Source organism: Citrobacter sp. RHB20-C16, assembly GCF_013890155.1.
Taxonomy (GTDB): Bacteria; Pseudomonadota; Gammaproteobacteria; order Enterobacterales; family Enterobacteriaceae; genus Citrobacter_A; species Citrobacter_A amalonaticus.
Window position 1 is genome coordinate 1,090,417 of the sequence record NZ_CP057630.1, and the last position, 26,818, is coordinate 1,117,234.

Annotated in this window: 28 protein-coding genes; 14 read left to right on the forward strand and 14 right to left on the reverse strand. The window is 54.6% G+C overall.

Annotation, left to right across the window (positions count from 1 at the left end; genetic code table 11):
- The first annotated feature begins 170 nt into the window (after nt 1-170).
- From yacL to HVX64_RS05330, 6 genes are all read left to right on the forward strand, one after another.
- A complete protein-coding gene (yacL, locus tag HVX64_RS05305) occupies nt 171-533 on the forward strand; it encodes a protein YacL (protein WP_042997907.1) in 363 nt (120 codons plus the stop codon).
- Between the two features lie 180 nt (nt 534-713).
- A complete protein-coding gene (locus HVX64_RS05310) occupies nt 714-1,667 on the forward strand; it encodes a 2-keto-3-deoxygluconate permease 1 (RefSeq protein WP_042997906.1) in 954 nt (317 codons plus the stop codon).
- On the forward strand, nt 1,664-2,935 hold the full coding sequence (locus HVX64_RS05315) for a D-threonate kinase (RefSeq protein WP_044255431.1): 1,272 nt from the start codon (nt 1,664-1,666) through the stop codon (nt 2,933-2,935). The genes HVX64_RS05310 and HVX64_RS05315 overlap by 4 nt, the downstream gene beginning before the upstream one ends.
- Nucleotides 2,925-3,908, forward strand: a complete 984-nt coding sequence (locus HVX64_RS05320) for a D-threonate 4-phosphate dehydrogenase (protein ID WP_080343246.1) — start codon at nt 2,925-2,927, stop codon at nt 3,906-3,908. Before HVX64_RS05315 ends, HVX64_RS05320 begins: the two co-directional genes overlap by 11 nt.
- Nucleotides 3,909-3,917: 9 nt before the next feature.
- The gene (locus HVX64_RS05325) at nt 3,918-4,685 is read left to right on the forward strand and encodes a DeoR/GlpR family DNA-binding transcription regulator (RefSeq protein ID WP_042997903.1); all 768 of its coding nucleotides are present in this window, start codon (nt 3,918-3,920) and stop codon (nt 4,683-4,685) included.
- A 31-nt stretch (nt 4,686-4,716) separates the two neighbouring features.
- Nucleotides 4,717-4,962: a YmjA family protein gene (locus HVX64_RS05330; RefSeq protein WP_042997902.1), complete on the forward strand. Its 246-nt coding sequence runs from the start codon at nt 4,717-4,719 to the stop codon at nt 4,960-4,962.
- 46 nt (nt 4,963-5,008) lie between these two features.
- Here the strand turns inward: HVX64_RS05330 and speD are convergent, their stop codons facing one another.
- The 3 genes from speD to HVX64_RS05345 all read right to left on the reverse strand — a co-directional run bounded on the left by speD (nt 5,009) and on the right by HVX64_RS05345 (nt 7,137).
- Nucleotides 5,009-5,803, reverse strand: coding sequence for an adenosylmethionine decarboxylase (gene speD / locus HVX64_RS05335; RefSeq protein ID WP_044255425.1), 795 nt, complete (start codon nt 5,801-5,803; stop codon nt 5,009-5,011).
- 15 nt (nt 5,804-5,818) lie between these two features.
- A complete protein-coding gene (gene speE, locus HVX64_RS05340; protein ID WP_042997900.1) occupies nt 5,819-6,685 on the reverse strand; it encodes a polyamine aminopropyltransferase in 867 nt (288 codons plus the stop codon).
- Between the two features lie 104 nt (nt 6,686-6,789).
- Nucleotides 6,790-7,137: a YacC family pilotin-like protein gene (locus HVX64_RS05345; RefSeq protein ID WP_000846617.1), complete on the reverse strand. Its 348-nt coding sequence runs from the start codon at nt 7,135-7,137 to the stop codon at nt 6,790-6,792.
- 165 nt (nt 7,138-7,302) lie between these two features.
- Here HVX64_RS05345 and cueO point away from each other — a divergent pair, with 165 nt between their 5' ends.
- Both cueO and HVX64_RS05355 read left to right on the forward strand, forming a co-directional pair.
- Nucleotides 7,303-8,862: a multicopper oxidase CueO gene (gene cueO / locus HVX64_RS05350; protein WP_044255421.1), complete on the forward strand. Its 1,560-nt coding sequence runs from the start codon at nt 7,303-7,305 to the stop codon at nt 8,860-8,862.
- A 159-nt stretch (nt 8,863-9,021) separates the two neighbouring features.
- A complete protein-coding gene (locus HVX64_RS05355; protein ID WP_044255419.1) occupies nt 9,022-9,543 on the forward strand; it encodes a hypothetical protein in 522 nt (173 codons plus the stop codon).
- Between the two features lie 107 nt (nt 9,544-9,650).
- Here the strand turns inward: HVX64_RS05355 and HVX64_RS05360 are convergent, their stop codons facing one another.
- Nucleotides 9,651-12,041, reverse strand: a complete 2,391-nt coding sequence (locus tag HVX64_RS05360) for a pyrroloquinoline quinone-dependent dehydrogenase (protein ID WP_044255416.1) — start codon at nt 12,039-12,041, stop codon at nt 9,651-9,653.
- Between the two features lie 205 nt (nt 12,042-12,246).
- Here HVX64_RS05360 and hpt point away from each other — a divergent pair, with 205 nt between their 5' ends.
- Nucleotides 12,247-12,783, forward strand: coding sequence for a hypoxanthine phosphoribosyltransferase (gene hpt, locus HVX64_RS05365; protein WP_042997896.1), 537 nt, complete (start codon nt 12,247-12,249; stop codon nt 12,781-12,783).
- Between the two features lie 65 nt (nt 12,784-12,848).
- Here hpt and can read toward each other — a convergent pair whose 3' ends face one another.
- On the reverse strand, nt 12,849-13,511 hold the full coding sequence (gene can / locus HVX64_RS05370; RefSeq protein ID WP_042997895.1) for a carbonate dehydratase: 663 nt from the start codon (nt 13,509-13,511) through the stop codon (nt 12,849-12,851).
- A 108-nt stretch (nt 13,512-13,619) separates the two neighbouring features.
- On the opposite strand from can, the gene HVX64_RS05375 reads away from it, so the two are divergent.
- The 4 genes from HVX64_RS05375 to HVX64_RS05390 all read left to right on the forward strand — a co-directional run bounded on the left by HVX64_RS05375 (nt 13,620) and on the right by HVX64_RS05390 (nt 17,151).
- Entirely contained in the window at nt 13,620-14,546 is a 927-nt protein-coding gene (locus HVX64_RS05375; RefSeq protein WP_042997894.1) for an ABC transporter ATP-binding protein, read from the forward strand.
- Nucleotides 14,543-15,313: an ABC transporter permease gene (locus HVX64_RS05380; RefSeq protein WP_042997893.1), complete on the forward strand. Its 771-nt coding sequence runs from the start codon at nt 14,543-14,545 to the stop codon at nt 15,311-15,313. Before HVX64_RS05375 ends, HVX64_RS05380 begins: the two co-directional genes overlap by 4 nt.
- A 106-nt stretch (nt 15,314-15,419) precedes the next feature.
- The gene (locus HVX64_RS05385) at nt 15,420-15,860 is read left to right on the forward strand and encodes a PTS sugar transporter subunit IIA (RefSeq protein ID WP_044255413.1); all 441 of its coding nucleotides are present in this window, start codon (nt 15,420-15,422) and stop codon (nt 15,858-15,860) included.
- Nucleotides 15,861-15,924: 64 nt separating this feature from the next.
- Nucleotides 15,925-17,151, forward strand: coding sequence for a polysaccharide deacetylase family protein (locus HVX64_RS05390; RefSeq protein WP_042997892.1), 1,227 nt, complete (start codon nt 15,925-15,927; stop codon nt 17,149-17,151).
- Between the two features lie 5 nt (nt 17,152-17,156).
- Here HVX64_RS05390 and panD read toward each other — a convergent pair whose 3' ends face one another.
- The 9 genes from panD to thpR all read right to left on the reverse strand — a co-directional run bounded on the left by panD (nt 17,157) and on the right by thpR (nt 24,206).
- Nucleotides 17,157-17,537 carry an aspartate 1-decarboxylase gene (gene panD, locus HVX64_RS05395; protein ID WP_042323756.1) on the reverse strand — a complete coding sequence of 127 codons (381 nt, stop codon included), beginning with the start codon at nt 17,535-17,537 and terminating at the stop codon, nt 17,157-17,159.
- Nucleotides 17,538-17,630: 93 nt separating this feature from the next.
- On the reverse strand, nt 17,631-18,485 hold the full coding sequence (panC, locus tag HVX64_RS05400) for a pantoate--beta-alanine ligase (RefSeq protein ID WP_181825310.1): 855 nt from the start codon (nt 18,483-18,485) through the stop codon (nt 17,631-17,633).
- Nucleotides 18,486-18,496: 11 nt separating this feature from the next.
- Nucleotides 18,497-19,288 (reverse strand): 3-methyl-2-oxobutanoate hydroxymethyltransferase, encoded by a 792-nt coding sequence (gene panB / locus HVX64_RS05405; RefSeq protein ID WP_042997890.1) that lies wholly within the window; start codon nt 19,286-19,288, stop codon nt 18,497-18,499.
- Nucleotides 19,289-19,407: 119 nt separating this feature from the next.
- On the reverse strand, nt 19,408-19,887 hold the full coding sequence (folK, locus tag HVX64_RS05410; RefSeq protein WP_044255410.1) for a 2-amino-4-hydroxy-6-hydroxymethyldihydropteridine diphosphokinase: 480 nt from the start codon (nt 19,885-19,887) through the stop codon (nt 19,408-19,410).
- Nucleotides 19,884-21,281 carry a polynucleotide adenylyltransferase PcnB gene (gene pcnB, locus HVX64_RS05415; protein ID WP_205685287.1) on the reverse strand — a complete coding sequence of 466 codons (1,398 nt, stop codon included), beginning with the start codon at nt 21,279-21,281 and terminating at the stop codon, nt 19,884-19,886. The genes folK and pcnB overlap by 4 nt, the downstream gene beginning before the upstream one ends.
- Before the next feature lie 80 nt (nt 21,282-21,361).
- Complete coding sequence (gluQRS, locus tag HVX64_RS05420; protein WP_044255407.1) at nt 21,362-22,258, reverse strand: tRNA glutamyl-Q(34) synthetase GluQRS; 897 nt, start codon at nt 22,256-22,258, stop codon at nt 21,362-21,364.
- A 64-nt stretch (nt 22,259-22,322) separates the two neighbouring features.
- A complete protein-coding gene (dksA, locus tag HVX64_RS05425; RefSeq protein ID WP_003829221.1) occupies nt 22,323-22,778 on the reverse strand; it encodes an RNA polymerase-binding protein DksA in 456 nt (151 codons plus the stop codon).
- Between the two features lie 177 nt (nt 22,779-22,955).
- Nucleotides 22,956-23,660: a DNA/RNA nuclease SfsA gene (gene sfsA, locus HVX64_RS05430; RefSeq protein WP_042997887.1), complete on the reverse strand. Its 705-nt coding sequence runs from the start codon at nt 23,658-23,660 to the stop codon at nt 22,956-22,958.
- Nucleotides 23,661-23,675: 15 nt separating this feature from the next.
- A complete protein-coding gene (gene thpR, locus HVX64_RS05435) occupies nt 23,676-24,206 on the reverse strand; it encodes an RNA 2',3'-cyclic phosphodiesterase (protein WP_044255404.1) in 531 nt (176 codons plus the stop codon).
- 73 nt (nt 24,207-24,279) lie between these two features.
- On the opposite strand from thpR, the gene hrpB reads away from it, so the two are divergent.
- Nucleotides 24,280-26,709, forward strand: coding sequence for an ATP-dependent helicase HrpB (gene hrpB / locus HVX64_RS05440; protein WP_044255399.1), 2,430 nt, complete (start codon nt 24,280-24,282; stop codon nt 26,707-26,709).
- Nucleotides 26,710-26,818: the final 109 nt, after the last annotated feature.

Below are 26,818 nucleotides of genomic sequence, written 5' to 3' on the forward strand. Positions count from 1 at the left end.
CTAACGCCTTTCGCGTAAAAACGCATCAATGCCCGGTGAAGCGTGCTTCTCCGGGCATTTTTATTTCCATTCCTTATACGCGATCCGCTTTTTTTCTGCGTCCAGGCTGCGATAATTAAGACAAGGCGCAATGCGGTAATGGCGCATTGCCGGGAGCAGAGGACTACATTATGGATTACGAATTTCTGCGCGATGTTACCGGTCGGGTTTTGGTGCGCATGTCCATGGGTCACGAAGTGGTCGGGCACTGGTTTAATGAAGAAGTGAAAGAAAACCTGGCCCTGCTGGACGAAGTGGAACAGGCGGCTCACGCGGTGAAAGGCAGCGAACGTTCCTGGCAACGGGCGGGGCATGAATATACGCTCTGGATGGACGGCGAAGAGGTGATGATCCGCGCCAATCAGCTGGAGTTTACCGGCGACGAAATGGAAGAAGGGATGAATTACTACGATGAAGAAAGCCTGTCGCTGTGCGGCGTCGAGGATTTCCTGCAGGTGGTAAACGCCTATCGGGAATTTCTGCGTCAATCCTGAATAATTTCAATCATCAGTGGAGCCGGGCGTCTGCGTCCGGCTTTTTTTTACCGAAAAATGATTGTTTGATTTTTATTAATCATTTTAAAACTGTGATCTGGCCCATTTGTGATCTAAAATTGATTAAATATAATCGTTGTGATTTTATTTAATCACAACACAACAACAGGCGGGAAGACCATGAACATCAAGAAGGCAATAGAACGCGTACCCGGCGGCATGATGGTCGTGCCATTGGTTATCGGTGCCATTATCAATACCTTTGCCCCGCAGGCGCTGGAGATCGGCGGATTTACTACCGCGCTGTTTAAAAACGGCGCCGCGCCGCTAATCGGTGCATTCCTGTTGTGCATGGGCGCAGGGATCAGCGTGAAGGCGGCACCTCAGGCTTTATTGCAGGGCGGTACGATTACCCTGACCAAACTGCTGATCGCCATTGCGCTCGGTCTTGGCGTTGAGCACCTGTTCGGGACTGAAGGGATCTTTGGCTTAAGCGGACTGGCGATTATTGCTGCCATGAGTAACTCGAATGGGGGGCTGTACGCGGCATTAGTCGGCGAGTTCGGTAACGAGCGTGACGTCGGCGCAATCTCTATTCTGTCTCTTAATGACGGTCCATTCTTTACCATGATCGCGCTGGGTGCTGCGGGAATGGCCAACATTCCGATCATGGCACTGGTGGCGGTCCTGGTCCCGCTGGTGGTTGGCATGATCCTCGGTAACCTCGATCACAACATGCGTGACTTCCTGACCAAAGGCGGACCGCTGTTGATCCCGTTCTTCGCCTTTGCGCTGGGGGCTGGCATCAACCTCGAAATGCTATTGCAGGGCGGTCTGGCGGGCATCCTGCTGGGGGTGTTAACCACGTTCGTCGGCGGCTTCTTTAACATCCGCGCAGACCGTCTGGTGGGCGGTACCGGGATTGCCGGAGCGGCGGCCTCCAGTACTGCCGGTAATGCCGTTGCAACGCCGCTGGCGATAGCCCAGGCTGACCCTTCGCTGGCGGAAGTCGCTGCTGCTGCCGCGCCATTGATTGCCGCCTCCGTGATCACCACCGCGATCCTGACGCCGATCCTGACCTCGTGGGTTGCCAAAAAACAGGCTCGTCAGGTTACTCAGGAGAATAAAGCATGAAAATGATCGTCATTGCCGATGATTTTACGGGCTCTAACGATACCGGCGTGCAACTGGCGAAAAAAGGCGCACGCACAGAGGTAATGCTCACCCCGACGCAGAAGCCTTCCCGTCGTGCTGATGTGCTGGTGATCAACACAGAGAGCCGGGCAATCCCGTCGGCGCAAGCCGCGCAGGCGGTACAACAAGCGTTAGCCCCCTGGTGTGAAGGGGAAACCGCGCCGCTGGTGTATAAAAAAATTGATTCTACGTTTCGTGGCAACGTCGGCGCCGAGGTGACGGCGGCGATGCGCGCCGCTAACCGGACGCTGGCCGTGATTGCGGCGGCGATCCCCGCCGCAGGGCGCACAACACGCGATGGACTGTGCCTGGTCAACGGAACGCCATTACTGGAGACCGAATTTGCCAGCGATCCCAAAACGCCGATTATCTCTTCGCGCATTGCGGAACTGGTCTCGTTGCAAAGTGACATTCCGGTGCATGAAGTGTCGCTCGACGATGTCCGTCTCGGACGACTGAGCGCGCTGTTAGCCGCTTTCGCTGCTGAAGGTGAGTGCATGGTGGTGGTGGATGCCGTTGAGGACCGTGATTTGTCGCTGATTGCGCATGCTATCTGTGAGCAGGAGACGCTGCCGTTACTGGTCGGCGCGGCTGGCCTCGCCAATGCCCTGCCGGTCCGCCTGTTTATGCAGGAAAAGCAAGCGTTGCCAGTGCTGGTGGTGGCGGGTTCGATGAGTGAAGCCACGCGACGTCAGGTAGACAAGGCGCTGTGTCAGGACCGGGCAAGGGTTGTCGATATCGATGCCTCACGACTGGCCTCTGCCGCTTTTGAACAGGAAATCGCGTCGGTGGTGGAGCAGGCCTGCGCGTTACTGAGCCGTCACCACCATACGATTTTACGTACCAGTCGTAGTGCGGACGACCGACAGATGATCGACACGCTGTGTGCCAGCGTGGGGATGAGCCGTCAGGCGCTTGGCGAACGATTAAGCCAGCGTCTTGGAATCATCACGTTACGCATTATTGAGCAGGCGCGTATTGGCGGCCTGTTCCTGACCGGAGGGGATATTGCGACCGCCGTTGCCAGTGCGCTGGGCGCGGAAGGCTATCGCATTCAGAGCGAGGTTGCGCCGTGCATTCCGTGCGGAACGTTCGTGAACAGCGAGATTGACGATCTGCCGGTGATCACCAAAGCAGGAGGATTCGGCTCCGACAGTACCCTTTGTGATGCGCTTTATTTTATTGAGGAGATGTACAGTGGTAACTAAAACCGTCGCGATTACGATGGGCGATCCTGCGGGGATCGGCCCGGAAATTATTGTTAAAGCGCTCAGTGAAGATGAACTTAACGGCGCGCCGCTGGTGGTAGTGGGATGCCTGCAAACCCTGAAGCGGTTACAGGCCAACGGTCTGGCGGAGGGCGTGACGTTTCGCGCCATTACGCAGGTGGCGGACGCCCGCTTCGTGCCTGGTGTGATTCATGTGATTGATGAACCGCTGGCGGACCCGGACGCACTGGAGCCGGGTAAAGTGCAGGCTCAGGCAGGCGATCTGGCTTATCGCTGCGTAAAACGGGCAACGGAACTGGCGATGAAAGGCGACGTTCATGCTATCGCCACTGCGCCGTTGAACAAAGAAGCCCTGCATCTTGGCGGGCACCATTTCCCCGGACACACCGAGCTGCTGGCGACGCTGACGGAAAGTCGCGACTACGCGATGGTGCTTTATACCGATAAGCTGAAAGTCATTCACGTTTCCACCCATATCGCCCTGCGTAAGTTCCTAGATACCCTGAACGGTCAGCGCGTGGAGACTGTTATTAGTATCGCCGATACCTTCCTGAAGCGTGTGGGTTATGCGCAGCCGCGTATAGCCGTGGCGGGGGTGAATCCACATGCTGGTGAGAACGGGCTGTTCGGCGATGAGGAGATTCGCATCGTCGGTCCGGCGATTGAGAACATGAAGGCAAAGGGGATGGATGTTTACGGCCCATGCCCGCCGGACACTGTATTTTTGCAGGCGTATGAAGGTCACTATGACATGGTGGTGGCGATGTACCACGATCAGGGCCATATCCCGCTGAAGCTGCTGGGTTTTTATGACGGCGTCAACATCACTGCCGGTTTGCCGTTTATTCGCACCTCTGCCGATCACGGGACGGCATTTGATATCGCCTGGACGGGAAAAGCAAAATCTGAGAGCATGGCCGTATCGATTAAACTGGCAATGCAACTGGCATAATTTCCTGTTATGAAAGGACAACACCGTCTGGATCAGATTGTGGCGTATTTGAAAAATCATACGCTGGTGACCGTGGAACAACTGGTGGATGCCGTTGAGGCCTCTCCGGCAACGATCCGCCGCGATCTGATCAAACTGGATGAACAGGGGGTGATCAGTCGCAGCCACGGCGGTGTGGCGTTACGGCGTTTTGAAGCAGTGCAACCGACCACCAACGAGAAGCAACTGCGATCGCCCGCCGAAAAACGGGCGATTGCGCGTTATGCGGCCTCGATGGTGCATGCGGGCGATGCCGTGGTGCTTGATGCCGGAACCACGATGCTGGAGCTGGCAAAATGTTTAACCCATCTTCCCCTCAGAGTCATTACCGTTGATCTGCACATCGCCCTGTTTTTATCCGAGTTTCGCCAGATAGAGGTGACTATTGTCGGTGGGCGAATTGATGACAGCAGCCAGTCATGCATCGGCGAGTTTGGCCGCAAAATGCTGCGCAGCGTCTATCCTGATATCGCGTTTATGAGCTGTAATACCTGGAGTATGGAAAAGGGCGTGACCACGCCGACTGAGGACAAAGCGGGACTGAAGCAGGAAATTATCGCCAATGCGCAACGAAAAGTGCTACTGGCCGACAGCAGCAAATACGGCGCGCATTCGCTATTTAATGTGGCTTCTCTCAGTCGCTTTACCGACGTCATTACCGATGTTAATTTACCGCAAGCCGTACAGGCCGAACTGAAAGCGCAATCCGTCGCCCTGACGCTGGTACAGCCTGAGTAATTAACGTTGGGATAACCCCAGGAGATGAGTGATGGGTAATGAAATACCACTGAAATATTATGACATTGTGGATGAGTATTCGACGGAATCCGCAGAACCGGTTAACGCGTCGGAGCGTGATCCTCTTGCTCGCTATTTCCAGCTACTGATTGCTCGCTTAACAAATAACGAAGAGATCAGCGAAGAAGCGCAGCAGGAGATGGCGGTCGACGCTGGCATTGACGCGCAACGCATCGATGATATCGCAGAATTCCTGAATCGATGGGGAAATGAATAGTCTCGGATTCGGCTCAGGCACTCCGCAGAGTGCCTGAGCATTTTTCTTACACGCTCGGGATATTGCGCCCGTAGTAAATCTCTCGCATCTCTTTCCACAGCGCAGCGGTAATCTCTTTACGCTCTGCGTCGGTCAAGTCTTCTGGTCGGGTATGGAACATGTAGTGCTTAAGGTCGAACTCTTTAAGCAGCATTTTGGTATGGAAGATATTTTCCTGATACACGTTCACATCCACCATGTCATACAACGACTTCATATCCTCGGACATAAAGTTCTGAATGGAGTTAATCTCATGATCGATAAAGTGCTTCATCCCGTTGATATCACGGGTAAAGCCACGCACGCGATAATCGATGGTCACGATGTCGGATTCAAGCTGGTGGATCAAGTAATTCAGCGCCTTCAAGGGAGAAATCACACCGCAGGTTGAAACCTCAATATCGGCGCGGAAGGTGCATAATCCGCCTTCCGGGTGGCTTTCCGGATAGGTATGCACGCAAATATGGCTCTTATCAAGATGGGCGACCACCGTTTCCGGCAGCGGGCCGGGATGCTCGGTTTTATCAATCAACTGCGGATCGACAGGTTCTTCACTCACCAGAATGGTGACGCTGGCACCCTGAGGTTCGTAATCCTGACGGGCGATATTCAGGATATTGGCGCCGATGATAGAGCAGGTTTCTGACAGAATTTCGGTCAGACGGTTGGCGTTGTAGAGTTCGTCGATATAGGCGATGTATCCGTCGCGCTCTTCGGCGGTTTTGGCATAGCAGATATCGTAAATACAAAAACTCAGACTTTTAGTCAGGTTGTTAAAGCCATGCAGTTTCAGTTTTTTCAATTTCTTATCTTCTCCTTAGGACGATGCTGTCGCCAGCGCGTCTTGCAGATACTGGGGTAAGGCAAACGCTGCCGTGTGGATTGCCGGGTTGTAATAGCGACACTTAAGGCCGGAGGTGTGAAAACGCGCCTGGATGATTTCAGTCGACAGGTGGCGCAACGCTTTGTTATCGGTCGCCCACGCAAAAGTCATTATGCCGCCGTAGTAGGTGGGGATCGCCGCCTGGTAGAAGCCAACGTCGGCGAAGTAATGGCTGAGCTTACGGTGGCTGTCGAGGGCTTCATCCTGTTGCAGGAAGCAGACGCCGTTCTGCGCGACAAAGATCCCGCCCGGATTCAGGCAGCGTTTACAACCTTCGTAGAATGCCGAGGTGAACAGACTCTCACCGGGACCGATCGGATCGGTGCAGTCGGAGATGATCACATCAAACGTGTTCTGTGTCTGGTTGACGTAATTCACACCGTCGTCGATCACCAGCGTAAAGCGCGGATCGTCATAGCTACCGGCGTTGTGGTTGGGCAGATACTGGCGGCAGAACGAGACAACGCCAGCATCGATTTCCACCATCGTGATAGTTTCAACGTTTTTGTGCCGGGTGACTTCGCGCAGCATCGCACCGTCGCCACCGCCGATAATCAGTACGTGTTTCGCGTGACCGTGAGCCATCAACGGAACGTGCGTCATCATCTCATGATAGATAAACTCATCGCGCTCGGTGGTCTGCACCACGCCGTCCAGCGCCATTACGCGACCAAAGGCGGCGTTTTCGAAGATGATGAGATCCTGATGCGCGGTCTTCTCGTGATAAAGAACGTTATCGACGGCAAAGTACTGCCCAAACTGGTCGTGTAGCGTTTCATGCCACTGTGGTTTTTCGGCCATAGGGTGATGCCTCCTTTGTTAACACCCGTAAAAAAAGGGCGCAACATCATAGCTAACAATGACCGTTGATGCACGGTCATTGTTTCAGCAACAGGGACGGGAGGTTATTTGACGTAAGCCAGCAGGCTCAGGGAGTCGCGCGCCAGCGCTTTGCATTTTTTGGCGACAGGGATACCGATACCGCTGAGATCGCGATAGCTGTCTTCGCCGAGGGATTTCATATCGAAGGTGTCGTAATTGCTGAGGTCCCACTGGTTTTGCTGAGCAAAGAAGACCAGTGCGCGACGAATCTGCCCGTTGGGTAAATTCTGGTAGCCGCAGTCATTTTTCAGAAAGACAAAAACGGCCGTCAAATCGGCCATATCTTCGGCTTCAGATTCACTGAGCGCATAGCTGTTTGCGCATACGGCCATCAGGCTGCCGAACAACACGGTTCTGAAAAACGTCTTCATTGCTTCTACCACTGCATTACGGAAATTCAACGTTAGCATACTGGAGGCGAAGCGACGACTTTTATTATCTATTAAGTGATATCCCTGGCTTGACCTTGCCGTAAGGGGAGGGTCTATGCTCAGAGATTAGCGTTATTTCGCCTGCAGCAAAATAAGGAAATAATTATGCAACGACGTGATTTCTTAAAATATTCTGTGGCTCTGGGGCTGTCGTCAGCCTTACCGCTCTGGAGCCGCACCGTTTTTGCCGCCCAACGCCCCACGTTGCCCATTCCCGAGCTTCTCACCGCCGACGCACGTAACCAGATCTCGCTGATGGTGAAAGCGGGTCAGTCGACCTTTGCCGGAAAAGCGGCAACCACCTGGGGCTATAACGGTAATCTGCTCGGGCCTGCGCTGAAGTTGCAAAAAGGCAAAGCGGTGACGGTGGATATCCACAACCAGCTTCAGGAAGAGACCACACTGCACTGGCATGGGCTGGAGGTGCCGGGCGAGGTGGATGGCGGGCCGCAGGGGATTATCCCGGCGGGCGGAAAACGTACCGTCACGTTTACGCCGGATCAGCGAGCGGCGACCTGCTGGTTTCATCCCCATCAGCATGGGAAAACCGGGCATCAGGTGGCGATGGGCTTAGCGGGGCTGGTTCTGATTGAGGATGAAGAAATTCATAAGCTGCTGCTCCCGAAGCAGTGGGGAATCGACGATATCCCGGTCATCGTGCAGGACAAACGGTTTAACGCGGCCGGGCAGATTGATTATCAGCTTGATGTGATGACGGCTGCTGTAGGCTGGTTTGGCGATACGCTACTGACCAATGGCGCCATTTATCCTCAACATGCTGCGCCGCGCGGCTGGTTACGTCTGCGGTTGCTTAACGGTTGTAACGCCCGTTCACTCAATTTTGCCGCCAGCGATAAGCGTCCACTGTACGTCATTGCCAGCGACGGCGGGCTGCTGGCGGAACCGGTAAAAGTAAACGAACTGCCCATGCTGATGGGCGAGCGTTTTGAAGTACTGGTGGACGTCAGTGACGGTAAACCGTTTGATTTGGTTACCCTGCCGGTCAGCCAGATGGGGATGGCGATTGCGCCGTTTGATAAGCCGCATCCGGTCATGCGTATTCAGCCGGTTGCCGTGAATGCCTCCGGTACGCTGCCGGACACCCTAAGTACCATGCCTGCGCTACCTGCGGTTGACGGCCTGACGGTGCGTAATCTGCAACTGTCGATGGATCCGATGCTCGACATGATGGGAATGCAGATGCTGATGAAAAAGTATGGCGATCAGGCGATGGCGGGCATGCATCACGGGCAGATGCAGGGGCATATGGGCAACATGCAGCATGGCGACATGGGCCATATGAACCACGGCGGTCAGTTTGATTTCCATAACGCGAATAAGATAAACGGCCTGGCGTTCGATATGAACAAGCCGATGTTCGCGGCCAGCAAAGGTCAATATGAACGCTGGGTCATCTCCGGGGTGGGCGATATGATGCTGCATCCGTTCCATATCCACGGTACGCAGTTCCGCATCCTGTCGGAGAACGGCCAGACGCCTGCGGCCCATCGTGCGGGCTGGAAAGATACCGTTCGGGTGGAAGGCAGCGTCAGCGAGGTGTTAGTGAAATTTGATCACGTCGCGCCCAAAGAGCATGCCTATATGGCGCACTGTCATCTGCTGGAACATGAAGATACCGGCATGATGTTAGGCTTTACGGTATAAGCGACGGATGGCGATGTCGGTTTTCCCGGAATCGCCATCCATCAGTAATAAGAATAATACCACTCTCATCCTTAATTTCTGAAAATAGATTAAGGCCGTATTTTTATTCCTCTTTCGGGATATACTCGCGGAATCTGACCATCAAACCTGAGGTGAAAAATGGATATTTTCCGTAAAATTGTGGCGGCTTCTTTTGCTATGTTAGTGGCGATTTCTGCTCATGCCGGAATGGACATGGAGCGTAAACACTTTCCTGAGCTGAAGTTAAGCATCGAAATTCCGCAAACGCTGACGCCTATGTCGGCGGAAATGGCGAAAATTAAATACCCGTCTGAGAATCGTCCACAGATCATTTATGGCGACGAGAGAGGTAAAGCCTCACTGGGCGTGACGGCGGGTCGCAACGCACTGCCTGCGGCGCAGCTGGATATGATGAAAGATGCGATGTTGAAAATGTTAGCTAACTACAAACCAGAGGCAGAAGCCGTTACGGTTGATGGGCATAAGGCATGGCTAGTGACTTTCCGCTCTCAGGCTGCGGATAGCGAAATTCTGAATCTGATGCTGATTACCAGTCAGGATAATAAAGCTGTGCAGGTTGCCTTTAATATGACGAAGGATTTAGTTGACCAGTATCAGAATGTCGCAAAAGCGTCATTAATGTCGCTTAAGTTTGACTAATTATTATCGCTAAATATCGATAAGCGCCCGCAAGTATTGCGGGCATTTTGCGTTAAAAAAAGACAGCGTGGGATTTCCACGCTGTCTCTGCTCAGAACAAAATGGTTTTATTTCGCGTCGTCAGGCAAGGCGTAAGCGACAATATAATCGCCCATCTTCGTACCAAACGAGCCGTGGCCTCCGGCTGAAATCACGACATACTGTTTGCCGTTCACCTCATAGGTCATCGGTGTGGCTTGTCCACCGGCTGGCAGACGCCCCTGCCACAGTTTCTCACCGTTGCTCATGTTATAGGCGCGCAGGTAGTTATCCGCCGTGGCGGCAATAAACAACACGTTGCCCGCCGTTGAGATAGGACCGCCCAGCATTGGCATCCCCATATTGAACGGTACTGGAACCGGCATCGGGAACGGCATGCTGTCCTGCGGCGTGCCAATGCGTTTTTTCCAGACTACCTCATTGGTCTTCAGATCCAGCGCGGAGATATAACCCCAGGCCGGTTGCTTACATGGCAGACCAAACGGCGACAGGAATGGGTTCAGCGTGACGCCAAACGGCACGCCATATTGCGGCTGGATACCGGATTCGGTGCCTGTGCCTTTTGCATCTTTCGGCTGTTCCATCGGATTACCCGGACCGCGTGGGATCAGCTTCGAGACGAACGGCAGCGCCATCGGGTTGGCAATCGCCACCTGACGGTTCGGATCGACCGAGATACCACCCCATTCGAACATCCCGAGGTTACCCGGGAACACCAGCGTGCCCTGCTCAGACGGCGGAGTAAAGATGCCCTCATAGCGCATCTGGTGGAACATCACGCGGCACACCAGTTGATCGAACATGGTGGCGCCCCACATATCCGCTCCGGTCAGATCTTTTTTCGGGCGGAAACTCAGTTCAGAGAACGGCTGCGTTTTGCTGACGTAATCGCCTTTCGCGGCACCCTGCGGAACCGGTTTTTCCGGTGCCGGAACGACCAGTTCACCGTTACGGCGGTCGAGGACAAAGATGTTACCGGTTTTCGCTGGCGCGTAGATAACAGGGACTTTCTCACCGTTGACGGTGATATCCGCCAGCGTCGGCTGGGACGGCATGTCCATATCCCACAGATCGTGGTGGACGGTCTGATAGCTCCAGGCAAGTTTACCGGTGGTCGCGTTCAGCGCCACAATCGAGCTGGCGTAGCGTTCCTGCTCTGGCGTACGGTTACCCCCCCAGATATCCGGCGTAGTCACCCCCATCGGCAGATAGACCAGATCCAGCTTCGCGTCGTAGGCCGCCGGAGCCCAGGAGTTCGGCGAGTTAAAGGTAAAAGAGTGCTCATCGGAAGGGATTGCATTCGGGTCTTTCGCACCCGGATCGAACGCCCACAGCAGTTTGCCGTTATTGACGTCAAAACCACGGATCACGCCCGAGGTTTCGCGCGTGGAGAAGTTATCCGTTACTGAACCAGCAATCACAATCGTTTTATCGGTGATGATTGGCGGCGATGTTGGCTCATACAGACCCGGCGTGGTGTCCGGCATGTTGGTCTGCAGATTCAGAATACCTTTGTTGGCAAAGGTTTCACACAGCTTGCCGGTTTCGGCATTCACCGCAAACAGACGACCGTCGTTGACGGGCAGGATGATACGGCGCGGACAGTCGGCAACCACTTCCGGGGAAGCGTTATCGGCTTTCGCTTCATGGTACGACACGCCACGGCAGGTCACGTGCTGGAAGCTGGTGTTGGTATTGAGTTGCGGATCGAAATGCCACTTCTCTTTACCGGTAGCGGCATCCAGCGCGAACAGACGCTGATGGGCGGTACAAAGATACAGCGTATCGCCAACCTTAATCGGCGTCACTTCATTGGTGATTTCACCCGGATCGTTCGGCTGCTTCAGGTCACCGGTGCGAAACACCCACGCTTCTTTCAGGTTGTGAACGTTATCGGTGTTGATCTGTTTGAGCGGCGAGAAGCGCTGGCCTTCCTGATTACGACCATACGCGGGCCAGTCGTTGTCCGAAATGGCGGAGATAGGTTCGGCTGGTGTGGCGTCGGCGCTCAGCGTGCCGTTGATCTCCTGCGGATCATGAAAGCCCGCCCAGGTGAGGATCCCGCCGCTGATCAGCAGGGCCACCACCAGAGCAGCTACGGCACCGCGGGAAGGGACGATCAGGCGATGCCAGACGAACGGTAAAATCAGCCAGATGCCGAAGAAGACCAGAATATCGCTGCGCGGCGTCAGCGCCCAAAAGTCGAACCCGACCTCCCACACGCCCCAAATCAGGGTGGCGAGGAGCAGGGCGGCGTACAGCCAGAGTGCGGAACGTTTGCTGCGCCAGAGCAATACGGCAACGCCCAGCATCACCAGTCCCGCAATCGGGTAGTACCAGGAGCCGCCAATGGCGACCAGCCAGCCTCCGCCGATCAAAAGATAAAGCCCGCATAGCGCTGCAAAGAGGGCCGTTAGCGTCACGAGTAACCGTGGCGAACGTGCGTTGTTATCTGCCATAAAAATACACCATCTCAATTTGTTAATTTTTTAGTAGCAATTAATTATAGGATTTAACATGTGTGATCGTCATCACAAAATGAGCTTTATTAAGAGATGCCGCGAATAAATACTTTTACTGGTATACTGCGTGCCTTGCGCTTAGATGCTGACTTATCAAGAGCAGGCATTGAGTGATTTGTTTTTAAATCATATGGTTAGAGATATGAAACATACTGTAGAAGTCATGATCCCCGAAGCGGAGATCAAAGCGCGTATCGCTGAACTGGGTCGTCAGATTACTGAGCGTTATAAAGACAGCGGCAGTGATATGGTGCTGGTGGGTCTGCTACGTGGCTCATTCATGTTTATGGCGGACCTGTGCCGTGAAGTGCAGGTATCTCATGAAGTCGATTTTATGACCGCCTCCAGCTACGGTAGCGGCATGTCCACCACCCGTGACGTCAAGATCCTCAAAGATCTCGATGAAGACATTCGCGGCAAGGACGTGCTGATTGTGGAAGACATTATCGACTCCGGTAACACGCTGTCGAAAGTGCGTGAAATCCTGAGCCTGCGTGAACCGAAATCTCTGGCGATTTGCACCCTGCTGGATAAACCCTCCCGCCGTGAAGTGAACGTTCCGGTCGAGTTCATCGGGTTCTCCATTCCGGATGAGTTCGTGGTGGGCTACGGTATTGATTATGCGCAGCGCTATCGTCATCTGCCGTATGTCGGCAAAGTGGTGTTGCTGGACGAATAAGCGTAAAAAAGCCGGGAAAATCCCGGCTTTGACTGGATACATCCCTGGTGTATGACCGGGGATTTTTATTTGTGATTGACGTGCTTCTGGCTGAGGTTAGACACGCCCTGACGATAACGCTGCTCCAGGGTGGCGCGACTGGTCGCGGTCACTTCCAGATCGCGCAGCAGGCCGTCGTGAATACCGTATGCCCAGCCGTGGATGGTCACTTTTTGACCCCGTTTCCAGGCTGACTGCATGATGGTGGAGTGGCCCAGGTTATACACCTGTTCCATCACGTTCAGCTCGCACAGCGTGTCCATACGGCGCTCTTGCGGCATTTCACCCAGCAATGAGCTATGTTTGAACCAGATATCACGGATATGCAGCAGCCAGTTGTCGATGAGGCCCAGTTCCGGGTTATCGACCGCAGCCTGTACGCCGCCACACCCGTAGTGACCACAGATAATAATGTGTTCAACTTCGAGGACATCAACGGCATACTGAACAACAGAGAGGCAGTTGAGGTCGGTGTGGATGACCAGGTTGGCCACATTACGGTGGACAAATAATTCGCCCGGTTCAAGACCGGTTAAACGTTCTGCGGGAACGCGACTGTCGGAACATCCAATCCATAGAAAGCGCGGTTTTTGCGCTTGCGCCAGTTTCTCAAAAAATCCGGAATCCTCTTCCACCAGCATTTTTGACCATAGTGCATTGTTGCTGATGAGTGTATCTATGTCTTTCATGGAGGTTAACGACCTGTAACCAAATAAGTGCGTTGGGCTAATATAGGGCAACTCCGGGATTATTTAAACCACATATAAAGTGTAAGTACGTAAGGTAAGTAAAAATTTATGACCATTGCACTGGAACTTCAACAACTTAAAAAAACCTATCCTGGCGGTGTTCAGGCACTGCGCGGGATAGATTTACAGGTCGAAGCGGGAGATTTTTACGCGCTTCTGGGGCCGAACGGGGCAGGCAAGTCGACCACTATCGGTATCATCAGCTCGCTGGTGAATAAATCGTCCGGGCGCGTCAGCGTCTTTGGTTACGATCTCGAAAAAGATGTCGTCAACGCCAAACGTCAACTCGGGCTGGTGCCACAGGAATTTAACTTCAACCCGTTTGAGACCGTACAGCAGATTGTGGTCAATCAGGCGGGCTACTACGGTGTGGAGCGAAAAGAGGCGGTTGAGCGCAGCGAAAAGTATTTAAAACAGCTCGATCTGTGGGAAAAACGCAACGAACGTGCGCGGATGTTATCCGGCGGGATGAAGCGCCGTCTGATGATCGCCCGCGCGCTGATGCACGAGCCGAAGCTACTGATTCTCGATGAACCGACAGCGGGTGTCGATATTGAACTTCGCCGCTCAATGTGGGGGTTTTTGAAGGATTTAAACGACAAAGGCACCACGATCATTCTGACCACTCACTATCTGGAAGAGGCAGAAATGCTCTGCCGCAACATCGGGATTATTCAGCACGGCGAGCTGGTCGAAAACACCTCGATGAAGAACCTGCTCTCTAAGCTCAAGTCCGAAACCTTCATTCTCGATCTGGCAGCGAAAAGTCCGTTGCCGCAGCTGGAGGGCTATCACTATCGGCTGGTGGATACCTCAACGCTGGAAGTGGAAGTGTTGCGTGAGCAGGGAATTAACAGCGTGTTCAGCCAGCTCAGCGCGCAGGGCATTCAGGTATTGAGTATGCGTAACAAAGCGAACCGCCTTGAAGAGCTGTTTGTGTCACTGGTTCATGAAAAACAAGGAGATCGCGCATGATGCAGCTTTACTGGGTCGCGCTGAAAAGCATCTGGGCGAAAGAAATTAACCGCTTTATGCGGATCTGGATCCAGACGCTCGTGCCGCCCGTCATCACCATGACGCTCTATTTTATTATCTTCGGTAACCTGATTGGTTCCCGCATTGGCGAGATGCACGGTTTCAGCTATATGCAGTTTATCGTGCCGGGTCTAATCATGATGGCGGTCATCACCAACGCGTATGCGAACGTGGCGTCGTCATTCTTTAGCGCCAAATTCCAGCGCAACATTGAAGAGCTGCTGGTTGCGCCGGTACCGACACACGTGATTATCGCCGGTTTTGTCGGCGGCGGAGTGGCGCGCGGACTGTGCGTTGGGGTGCTGGTGACGGCGATTTCCCTGTTCTTTGTTCCGTTCCAGGTGCATTCGTGGCTGTTTGTGGCGCTGACGCTGGTTCTGACGGCGATTCTGTTTTCGCTGGCGGGGCTGTTGAACGCCGTATTTGCGAAAACCTTTGATGACATCAGCCTGATCCCGACGTTTGTCCTGACGCCGCTGACCTATCTCGGTGGGGTGTTTTACTCCCTGACGCTGCTGCCGCCGTTCTGGCAGGGCTTATCGCAACTGAACCCCATCGTCTATATGATTAGCGGCTTCCGCTACGGCTTCCTCGGCATTCACGATGTGCCGTTAGTGACTACGTTTGGCGTGCTGGTGGTCTTTATTGTGGTGTTTTATCTGCTGTGCTGGTCTTTAATCCAGCGCGGTCGCGGGTTGCGTAGCTGACCGTTTTCATCCTCTCCTCCCGGTGAGGAGAGGGTGATTGTTGACCATTGTCATCATTCTCCATTTGTCACTCTGATAAACTACTTGCCTGCTAATGAGGTGAGAAATGCTAGGCTGGGTCATAACCTGTCATGACGATAAGGCTGAGGAACTGCTGAGCCTTCTGGAAAAAAAACACGGCCCACTGGCGCAATGCCGGGCGGTGAATTTTTGGCGTGGATTGAGCGCGAACATGCTGAGTCGGATGATGTGCGACGCATTGCATGCTACGGATTCCGGTGATGGCGTCATCTTTCTGACCGACCAGCCCGGTGCGGCGCCGTATCGTGTGGCTTCACTGCTGAGCCATAAACATCCGCAGTGTGAAGTCATTTCCGGCATTTCTGTAACGTTGCTGGAGCAAATGCTCCCAACACGAGAATCCATGAGTAGTCAGGCGTTTCGCGACCAGATAGTTGCTCTTGGTGGGCCAGAGGTGACCAGTCTTTGGCATCAGCAACAGAAAAATCCTCCCTTTGTTCTGCTGCACGATTTGTATGAGTATTGATCATTCTTATTAATGAGGTGAATTGATACAATCGCTGCGTTGTTTCTTGCCCCGGTTATGGTTAATGATGAAATATCTGTTTCTGCTGCTGCTGTCCCTCTCTACAGTCGTCAGTGCGGCGTTGCCTGCTCGCTATATGCAAACCACTGAAGATGCGGCTATTTGGGCGCAAATAGGCGATGACATGGTGACCGTGGGAAATATTCGCGCCGGACAGATTATTTCTGTCATTCCGGTCGCGGCGGATTATTACGAATTCAAATTCGGCTTCGGTACCGGGTTTATTGACAAAGGCCATCTGGAACCGGTGCAGGGTAAACAACGCGTTGAGGACAGCCTCGGCGATCTTAATAAACCGCTCAGCAATCAGAATCTGATCACCTGGCAAGCCACTCCCGTTTATAACGCACCGAATATTGGTAGTGCGCCGTTTGGCGTACTGGCGGATAACCTGCGTTATCCCATCATCAGTAAACTGAAAGACCGGCTGAATCAAACCTGGTATCAGATTCGCATTGGCGACCGGCTGGCCTGGATAAGTGCCCTCGATGCCCAGGAAGACCGTGGATTGCCGGTGCTGACCTATCACCATATTCTGCGCGATGAAGAGAACACCCGTTTTCGTCATACCTCCACCACCACGTCAGTTCGCGCCTTCAGCAACCAGATGACCTGGCTGCGCGATCGCGGATACCGTACGCTGACGATGGCGCAACTGGAAGGCTATGTGCGTAACAATATGAATCTGCCCGCGCGAGCGGTGGTGATTACCTTTGATGACGGCCTGAAGTCAGTGAGTCGTTATGCTTATCCGGTGCTGAAGCAGTATGGGATGAAGGCCACGGCGTTTATTATTTCGTCGCGAATTAAAGTTCGCCCACAAAAATGGGACCCCAAATCGCTGCAGTTCATGAGCATTTCAGAGCTTAATGGTATCCGCGACGTGTTTGACTTTCAGTCCCATACGCACTTTTTACATCGGGTCGACGGCTATCACCGGCCAATCCTGCTCAGCCGCAGCCATCACAATATTCTGTTTGATTTTGCACGCTCCCGGCGTGCGCTGGCCCCGTTTAATCCCCATGTCCTTTATCTTTCGTATCCGTTTGGCGGTTATAACGCGACGGCTGTAAAAGCCGCGGAAGAGGCTGGATTTCACCTGGCGGTGACTACGATGAAAGGGAAGGTGAAGCCGGGGGATAATCCGTTTTTACTGAAACGCCTGTATATCTTAAGAACGGATTCTCTGGAGACGATGTCGCGGCTGATTAGCAATCAGCCGCAGGGGTAGTTCGCTTACGCAACCTGAACCGGAATGGCTTTCGCGGTGCGTTTCATTTCATTGTCGCCTTCGAAGTAAGCGACCTTTGGCTGCCAGCGGCGCGCTTCTTCGTCAGACATGGTCACGAAGCTGGCGATGATCACAATGTCGCCCACGCTGGCACAGTGTGCCGCTGCGCCGTTGACGGAGATGATTCTGGAACCGCGCTCGGCGGCAATCGCATAGGTGGAAAAGCGTTTACCGTTGCTCACGTTCCAGATATCGATGGCTTCATTTTCAAGGATCCCGGCGGCATCCAGAAAATCCTGATCGATGGCGCAGGAACCTTCATAGTGCAGGTCCGCCTGAGTTACTTTCACGCGGTGGAGTTTGCCCTGCAGCATAGTGCGAATCATAACGTCTACCTTAAACTCGTATCGATAACGAAGCAGGTCGAAACCTGCTTTGAGAAATTTCTCAGGCAGTATTGCCCGATTTTTAACCCCTGTCTACTGGGTTAATGCAACCGTCTGATTGTCAATTAACCGTGCCTGGCCAAGCCATGCGGCAACCAGAATCACCGCACGCTGGCTGCTTTCGGTTAGCTCAAGCAGCGTGTCAGCATCGCGGATCTGAATGTCATCGGGGCGGAGGCCTTTTTCCGTCAGCTCCTGTTCAGCGATGGCAATAATCTCTTCCAGTTCACGCTCGCCGGCCTGCAGTTTCTCCGCGATGCGGCCCATCACTTTGTACAAACCTGGGGCGATTTTGCGTTGTTCGGCCGTCAGATAACCGTTACGCGAACTCAGGGCTAAACCGTCTTTGGCGCGAATAATCGGCACGCCGACGATCTCGATGTCGTAGCCCATGTCGGCAACCATTTTGCGGATCAGCGCCAGTTGCTGGAAGTCTTTCTCGCCAAAGCAGGCGACGTCCGGTTGTACCAGATTGAACAACTTGCTGACGATGGTTGAAACCCCACGGAAATGGCCCGGGCGGCTGGCGCCTTCCAGCATCGTCGAAAGGCCGGGGACATCCACGTAGGTCTGCCCGTCGGTGCCCTGAGGATAGATTTGGTCCGGTGCGGGAGCAAAGACGAAATCCACCTTACGCTTGTTCAGTTTTTCGCAGTCTTCCTGCAGCGTGCGGGGGTAGCGCACCAGATCGTCCGGACGGTCAAACTGCATTGGGTTGACGAAAATACTCACCACCACGATGTCCGCACGGGCTTTGGCTTCATCCACCAGCTTCATGTGACCATCATGCAGGTTGCCCATCGTCGGCACCAGCGCAATGCGCTTCCCTTCCTGACGGGCTCTGCGGATATGCTGGCGCAGCAGCGGCAGGGTTTCAATAATCAGCACAACAAGACTCCTTAATGGAAACTGTGTTCTTCGCCCGGATAGACGCCGGACTCAACCTCGGCAATATACTGCCGTACCGCGGCGCGCATGTCGCCTGCTTGTGTAAGGAAATTTTTGGCAAATTTCGGAATATGGCCGCCGGTGATGCCAAAGGCGTCGTGCATGACTAAAATTTGTCCGTCGGTCACGTTGCCGGCACCGATACCGATAACCGGAATGGAGAGTGCCTCCGTCACGCGTTTGGCCAGTTCAACCGGAACGCATTCCAGCACGATGAGCTGCGCGCCTGCGGCTTCCAGCGCCAGGGCATCGTCCAGCAAAACCTGTCCGGCATCGCCACGGCCCTGAATTTTATAGCCGCCGAAAATATTGACCGACTGTGGCGTCAGGCCCAGGTGTCCGCAGACGGGGACCGCGCGCTCGGTGAGCATTTTCACGGTCTCCACCAGCCAGGCGCCACCTTCAATCTTGACCATGTTCGCGCCCGCGCGCATGACGGTGGCCGAATTTTCAAAGGCCTGTTCCGGCGTCGCGTAAGCCATAAACGGCAGATCGGCGAGCAGCAGGCAATTCGGCGCGCCGCGACGCACCGCCTGCGTATGGTAAGCGATATCCTCAACCGTCACCGGCAGGGTGGAGTCATGCCCCTGTACTGTCATCCCCAGGGAATCCCCGACCAGCATCACATTGATCCCTTCGTCGGCAAACAGTCTGGCGAAACTGTAGTCATAAGCAGTAATGGTGGCGAAGCGTTTTTTCTCTTGTTTGCACTTCTGCAACAGCGAGAGGGTGGTCGGTTTCATAACATTTCCTGATGGTGAACGTCATATTTACCGGCATTCTAACAGTCACATTCAGGGGGGCAATTGTTTTAAGCAACTGTTTGCGCGAAAGCAATAAACAGGAAATGAGGTGAGGGCCATTACCAGTGTGCGGGTTTTTCTGCACCAAGATGAGTGAGTCTCTGTTGCAGTGAGATACCGTCAGGGAAGTGCAGGTCAGGGGCGATTTCGAACAGCGGCCAGAGCATAAAACCGCGATTTTTCATATCGTAATGCGGCACGGTCAGGCGTTCGCTGTTGATGACGCGATCGCCAAACAGCATGATATCCAGGTCTAACGTGCGCGGTCCCCAGCGTTCGGCCTTGCGTACCCGGCCCTGCTGGAGTTCGATGCGCTGGGTGTGGTCGAGCAGGGCTTCTGGTTCGAGCGTTGTTTCCAGCGCCACGGCGGCGTTCAGGTAATCGGGCTGATCCTGCGGGCCCAGCGGCGGGGTTCGATAAAAAGAAGAGATGGCGACAATCTGGCTTTCGGGGATCTCGCCTATCGCGTTGACGGCAGCATTGACCTGCTCCAGAGGAGAGGCCAGATTACTGCCCAGTGCGATATAAACGAGGGTCATGCCGTTCCTTCACGACGCGGCGCACGCTTGCGCGGACGACGGTGACGACGGCGCGGCGATGGATCTTCATCCAGCTCGTTCAGCATGCCTTTCTGCTCGGGTGGCGCAGAAACCTGGAATTCTCCCCACCATTGCGCCAGACGCTGCAGTTCGGCATTGTTTTCCACTTCAGCACGCAGAGCGAGTAAATCATATGCGGCGCGGAATTTCGGATGCTCCATCAGCTTCCACGCGCGTTTACCCTGACGACGGGACATGCGCAGCTGTAGCTGCCAGATATCGCGGGTCAGCGACGTGAGGCGTTTCGGGATTGCCAGCGAACGGCAGGCTTCATCGAGCACTTCATTCATTGCCAGCGCAAACGCGTCATAGTAGGCCAGACCGCTTTCCTGGGCGATTTTCTGCGCCATTTCCAGCAGCGGATACCAGAACATCGCGGCAAACAGGAAGGCCGGGTTAACGCGCATATCGTTATGAATGCGGTTATCGGTATTTTTCAGTACCTGCGCGATGATACGTTCCATTGCGCTGTCACCATTCTCGGTGAAATAGCGCGTAATGGTCGGGAACAATGGCTGGAACAGGCTGTATTCGCGCAGCTTTTTATAAGTTTCATAGCCGTAGCCCGCCTGTAGCAGCTTCAGCGCCTCTTCAAACAGACGCGCAGGCGGGATATCGTTGAGCAGCGTGGCCAGGCGCGGGATCGGCTCTGCCGTTTCCGGGCTGATCTTCATATCGAGCTTGGCTGCGAAACGCACGGCGCGCAGCATCCGCACCGGATCTTCGCGATAGCGGGTTTCCGGATTGCCGATCAGGCGAATCACGCCATCTTCCAGATCCTGCATGCCGCCGACATAGTCGCGAACGGTGAAATCGGCGACGCTGTAATAAAGGCTGTTAATGGTGAAGTCACGGCGCTGGGCGTCTTCTTCGATGGAACCGAAAATGTTGTCGCGCAGCAGCATGCCGTTTTGTCCGCGCTGGGACGTGGTGCGGTCGCTTTCGCTGCCTTCGTGGTGACCTCGAAAGGTGGCGACTTCAATAATTTCAGGGCCAAACATGACGTGCGCCAGACGGAAACGGCGGCCAACAAGACGGCAATTGCGGAACAGCTTGCGCACCTGGTCCGGCGTCGCATTGGTTGTGACGTCAAAATCTTTCGGTTTTTTGCCGAGCAGAAGGTCGCGGACGCCACCGCCAACCAGCCAGGCTTCATATCCCGCTTTATTCAGCCTGTACATTACCTTCAGGGCATTTTCACTGATATCTTTGCGTGAAATAGCGTGCTGCTCGCGCGGGATGACCGTCATACGCGGACGGGCGACGGCAATTTCGGCCTCGCTCTCCTCGCGGCTTAGCACCTTGCGGCAAAAATTAGCGACTCGGGTAAAAATAGTGCACCTCGGTAGTGTCAAACAATATTCAGAATTCAGTTCAAATCGTTGGCTGTGTAAAAATAGCGGCTAATCATAGCTCAGCACGACGTATTTGAGAATGCCGGATTTACAATCGCCGATTCAGGTATCGTCGAAAGCGTCCAGTTTGCCACGGCGGATGCCAGGATCTCATCGACGAACATCTCCTGCCACGGCAAATCGCTCTGTTGCCCGAGAAAGCGTAGCGCGTCGATAAGAACAGGGCGTGGATCGCCGTGCGGCAAGGCAGGGGCATGATTCTGTTTGGAAAGTTTAGCGCCTTGTTCATTGAGCGCCAGCGGTAGATGAATATAGTCGGGAGGCGTCCAGCCGAACTGCTGGTACAGTGAAATTTGTCGCACCGTCGGTTCGATCAAATCGGCGCCGCGCACGATTTCGCTGACCCCCTGAAAATGGTCATCCACCACCACCGCCAGGTTATAGGCGAACAGCCCATCACGGCGATGGATAATAAAATCCTCTCTCGCCAGTCGCTCGTCAGCCTGAATGTCTCCGCGCAGCCGATCGTGAAAACGGGTGACAGGATGCCGCTGTTTAATCCGCACCGCCGCCTGTTCCGGCCCGTGATGTAACTCACGGCAATGACCATCATATATTCCGCCAATGCTCTGGATCCGCGCACGGGTACAGGTGCAGTAGTAGCTCAGCCCCCGGTCGTATAACCAGGCGAGCGCTTCGCGGTAGGCGTCATGGCGTTGTGACTGCCATAAAATGTCGCCATCCCAGTGCAGGCCGTAATGTTCCAGTTGACGCAGAATAGTGTCAGCGGCACCGGGAACTTCACGAGGGGGATCAATATCTTCTATACGTACTCGCCATACTCCCTGACGGGCGCGAGCCTGTAAGTAGCTGCCCAGCGCAGCAATGAGGGAGCCAAAATGCAGTTCACCGGAAGGCGATGGAGCGAATCGGCCAATGTAGTGTGAGTCAGTCATCTTTATGTAAAAATGAACAGGCGGGGAAAGCCCCGCCTGTTGTAAACGTTTCAAACGCCAGGCCTTAGCCCGCCATTTGTTTTTCGCGAATTTCAGCCAGCGTTTTGCAGTCGATGCACAGATCGGCTGTTGGACGCGCTTCCAGGCGACGAATACCAATTTCCACACCGCAGGATTCGCAGTAGCCGAAATCTTCGTCTTCAACCTTTTTCAGCGTTTTCTCGATCTTTTTGATCAGTTTGCGCTCACGGTCACGGTTACGCAGTTCGAGGCTGAACTCTTCTTCCTGTGCGGCACGGTCTACCGGGTCCGGGAAGTTGGCAGCTTCATCCTGCATATGAGTAACGGTGCGATCGACTTCATCCCTAAGTTGATTACGCCATGCTTCAAGAATACGCCTGAAGTGCGACAGCTGGGCTTCGTTCATATACTCTTCGCCCGGTTTCTCCTGGTACGGCTCCACCCCAGCGATGGCGAGAATACTCAGGGACGATGTTTTACGGTTTTGCCCTTCTTGCATGTTGCTTCTCCTTAACACGCACTATCGATCCCCATGTTCGGGGGAAAAATCAGGTCGCTATAAATAGCAGATGCTTTTCCGGATAGCAATTAACTAAACGTAACACTTGACAACCCTGTGAGGAAAAGCGTATTTGCGCACGCGACCAGAATACTAAATAACCAATTGTTTACAACACTATAAAGTGACAGTTAATGGCTCTATCAGAGTCATACTATCGGCAGAAAGTTCCGCTTTATAAACCAGAATTTCTACCCCCTTACGCTGTGCTTCGAACAATAGTTGCGCATATTTCGCGTCAATATGGCGCGCGGGTGAAAACCGTGTAATGGCGGAGTGCAGGACGGCAAAGAAAATCACTGCGCGTTTGCCCTCAGCCGCTACGCTCATCAGTTCCCGAAGATGTTTCTGACCTCGTTCAGTGATGGCATCGGGAAAATAACCAAAATCCTTTTCCGCTAACGTTACCGATTTCACTTCAATATAGCAGTCAGGCCGCGAATCTGCCTGTAACATAAAATCAATGCGGCTCCGTTCGGCTCCGTATTTTACTTCGCTTCTCAGCGTGGAATAACCTGAAAGTTCTGAAACTCGCCCCTGTTCAATGGCCTCTTTCGTCAGCCTGTTAGCCCATAACGTATTCACACAAATTAACGCGCCCGTCTGGGTTTGCGTTAATTCCCAGGTGTGCGGATATTTGCGTTTACTATTCTCCGACGTCGAATACCAGACCGTATCACCGGGCGTTGCACACCCGGTCATCGCCCCGGTGTTAGGGCAGTGTAGCGTGAGTTCAGTCCCGTCAGGTGTGATCACATCGGCTAAAAAGCGTTTATACCGCTGAACCAGCGTCGCGCGCTGGAGAGAAGGAGTAAATTGCATCGCGCATTTCCTTAATTAGTCGCTGAGCGTCCAGCGCTGAAGTTCCGTATAACGCGTGCGACCGCGTGCAAAGGTCGAGGCATAGAGGGCAAATTCTGTCACCGGAAAGGACCAGAAAAAGCCCGGCGGCGGGATCGCCACCGCATGGCTTGCATCGCGCAGTAGCGTGACGTGAGGGTGAAACGGCTGCGGACTCTGATAACAACCGCTGCGCGCCGCCTGGGCTCGCAGCATATTGGCCAGTTGCAGCAGCCCACGTGGGGACTGACGCGTCCCCAGCCAGACCACACGAGAGCGTAACCACTGCCCGGCATCATCGAGATTGAGCGTAAAACCGGGCTGGCGAATGCGCCCGGCAAGGGCGATCAGCGCCTGTTGTTTGTCTGCGCTCACATCGCCTAAAAACGCCAGCGTTAAATGCAGATTTTCGGCCGCGACCGGTCGCCCCGCTTCAGGGGGGAAATGCGCCGCTCGCCACTGTATTATCTCTTCGCGCACGGTGGTGGGGAGTTCGAGGGCAAAAAACAGCCGTTTCGGCTCAGACATCTTAGGTACTCGGTTATGAATTAACGCGATGCTACAATGCGGCGCGAAGAATGTTAACCCTCTGGAGCCATTTGTGACGTCGTTACCTGTTGCCGCTGTACTGCCTGAATTGCTTACCGTCCTGGATTCTGCGCCGCAGGTTCTGCTGAGCGCGCCGACGGGTGCCGGTAAGTCAACCTGGTTACCGCTACAGTTTCTGGCACATAAAGGGTTCGAAGGGCGGATTATCCTGCTGGAACCGCGTCGTCTGGCGGCACGAAACGTGGCGCAAAGGCTTGCGGAACTGCTCAATGAAAAGCCCGGTGAGACGGTCGGTTACCGGATGCGGGCACAATCCTGCGTCGGGCCAGCAACACGGCTTGAGGTGGTTACCGAAGGGGTTCTGACGCGTATGATCCAGCGTGACCCGGAACTCAGTGGCGTTGGGCTGGTGATCCTCGATGAATTTCACGAACGCAGTTTGCAGGCGGATCTCGCACTGGCGCTGCTGCTGGATGTGCAGCAAGGGCTGCGCGACGATCTCAAACTGTTGATTATGTCCGCCACGCTGGATAACGATCGCCTGCAACAGTGTCTGCCGGATGCGCCGGTGATCGTTTCCGAAGGGCGCGCCTTTCCCGTTGAGCGGCGTTATCAACCGCTGGCGTCGCAATTGCGTTTCGACGAAGCCGTGGCGGTCGCCTGCGCCGAGCTGCTGCGCAGAGAGCCAGGCTCGCTGCTGCTGTTTCTACCCGGTGTCGGGGAGATCCTGCGCGTACAGGAGCAATTAAGTACGCGAGTCGGCAGCGATGTGCTGCTGTGTCCGCTGTATGGCGCGCTGTCGCTCAACGATCAGCGCAAAGCGATTTTGCCGGCCCCGGACGGGATGCGCAAAGTTGTGTTGGCAACCAATATTGCGGAAACCAGTCTGACCATTGAGGGGATTCGACTGGTGGTGGATTGCGCGCAGGAGCGGGTGGCGCGGTTTGATGCGCGAACCGGGTTGACCCGGCTTATCACTCAGCGCATTAGCCAGGCCTCAATGACCCAGCGCGCCGGGCGTGCCGGGCGTCTGGAGCCGGGGATTTGTCTGCATCTGCTGGCGAAAGAGCAGGCGGAACGCGCGGCAGCACAGGGGGATCCTGAGATGTTGCACAGCGATCTCTCCGGTTTGCTGATGGAGTTGTTGCAGTGGGGATGTCGCGATCCCGCGCAACTCACCTGGCTGGATTTGCCACCCGCCGTCAACGTACAGGCGGCGAAACGATTACTGCACATGCTGGGCGCGCTGGATGGCGAGCAGCTCAGTGCGATAGGGCAAAAAATGGCGGCGTTGGGTAACGATCCGCGCCTGGCCGCGATGCTAGTCAGTGCTGCCACGCCCGACGATGCAGCTACGGCAGCAAAGCTGGCAGCCATTCTTGAGGAGCCGCCGCGGATGGGCAATACCGATCTGGGAGTGGCGTTTTCCCGCCATCAGCCTGCCTGGCAGCAGCGCAGTCAGCAACTTCTCAAACGTCTGAATGTTCGTAACGGCGAAGCGGATGCGTCGCGCATCGCCCCACTGCTGGCCCAGGCCTTTGCCGATCGCATCGCGCGTCGACGCAGCCAGGACGGGCGTTATCAACTGGCGAACGGTATGGGCGCGGCGCTGGATGTCGATGATGCGCTGGGGCGGCACGAATGGTTGATTGCGCCTCTGTTGCTGCAGGGGAGCGCGTCGCCGGATGCGCGGATCCTGCTGGCGCTGCCGCTCGATATCGACGCGCTTATCTCGCGTTGTCCTGAACTGCTACAGCAGTCTGATACCATTGAGTGGGATGAGGCGCAGGGGACGCTGAAAGCCTGGCGTAGAATGCGGATAGGCGAACTGACGGTTAAAGTCCAGCCGCTGGCAAAACCGTCTGAAGACGAGTTGCATCTGGCGATGCTTAACGGTATCCGCGATAAAGGCCTGAGCGTGCTCAACTGGACGCCTGCGGCAGAACAACTGCGGTTACGTTTGCATTGTGCGGCGAAATGGCTGCCGGAGTATGATTGGCCTGCGGTGGACGACAGGACATTGCTGGCCACGCTGGAGAACTGGCTGCTGCCGCATATGAGCGGCGTGCATTCGCTGCGCGGCCTGAAATCGTTGGATGTTCACCAGGCATTGAGCGGATTACTGGATTATTCCCTGCAGCAACGTCTGGTGAGTTCGTTACCCACACATTACACTGTGCCGACGGGAAGTCGGATAGCCATTCGTTATCACGAAGATAACCCGCCGGCGCTGGCGGTCAGAATGCAGGAGATGTTTGGCGAGGCCAAAACGCCGACTATTGCGGAGGGCCGCGTGCCGCTGGTGCTGGAGCTCTTATCCCCCGCGCAGCGACCGTTGCAGATTACTCAGGATTTGGCCGCGTTCTGGCAAGGGTCGTATCGCGACGTGCAAAAAGAGATGAAAGGGCGCTACCCCAAACATGTCTGGCCGGACGATCCGGCGAACACGGCGCCGACGCGGCGAACCAAAAAGTATTCGTAGGCCGGATAAGGCGTTTATGCCGCATCCGGCAAAAGAGCAGTAAAATTGAGAGATTTCTTCTTCTGTCTTCTGACGGAAGAACAGAGAATCAGGCCTTTGCGCCTGAATG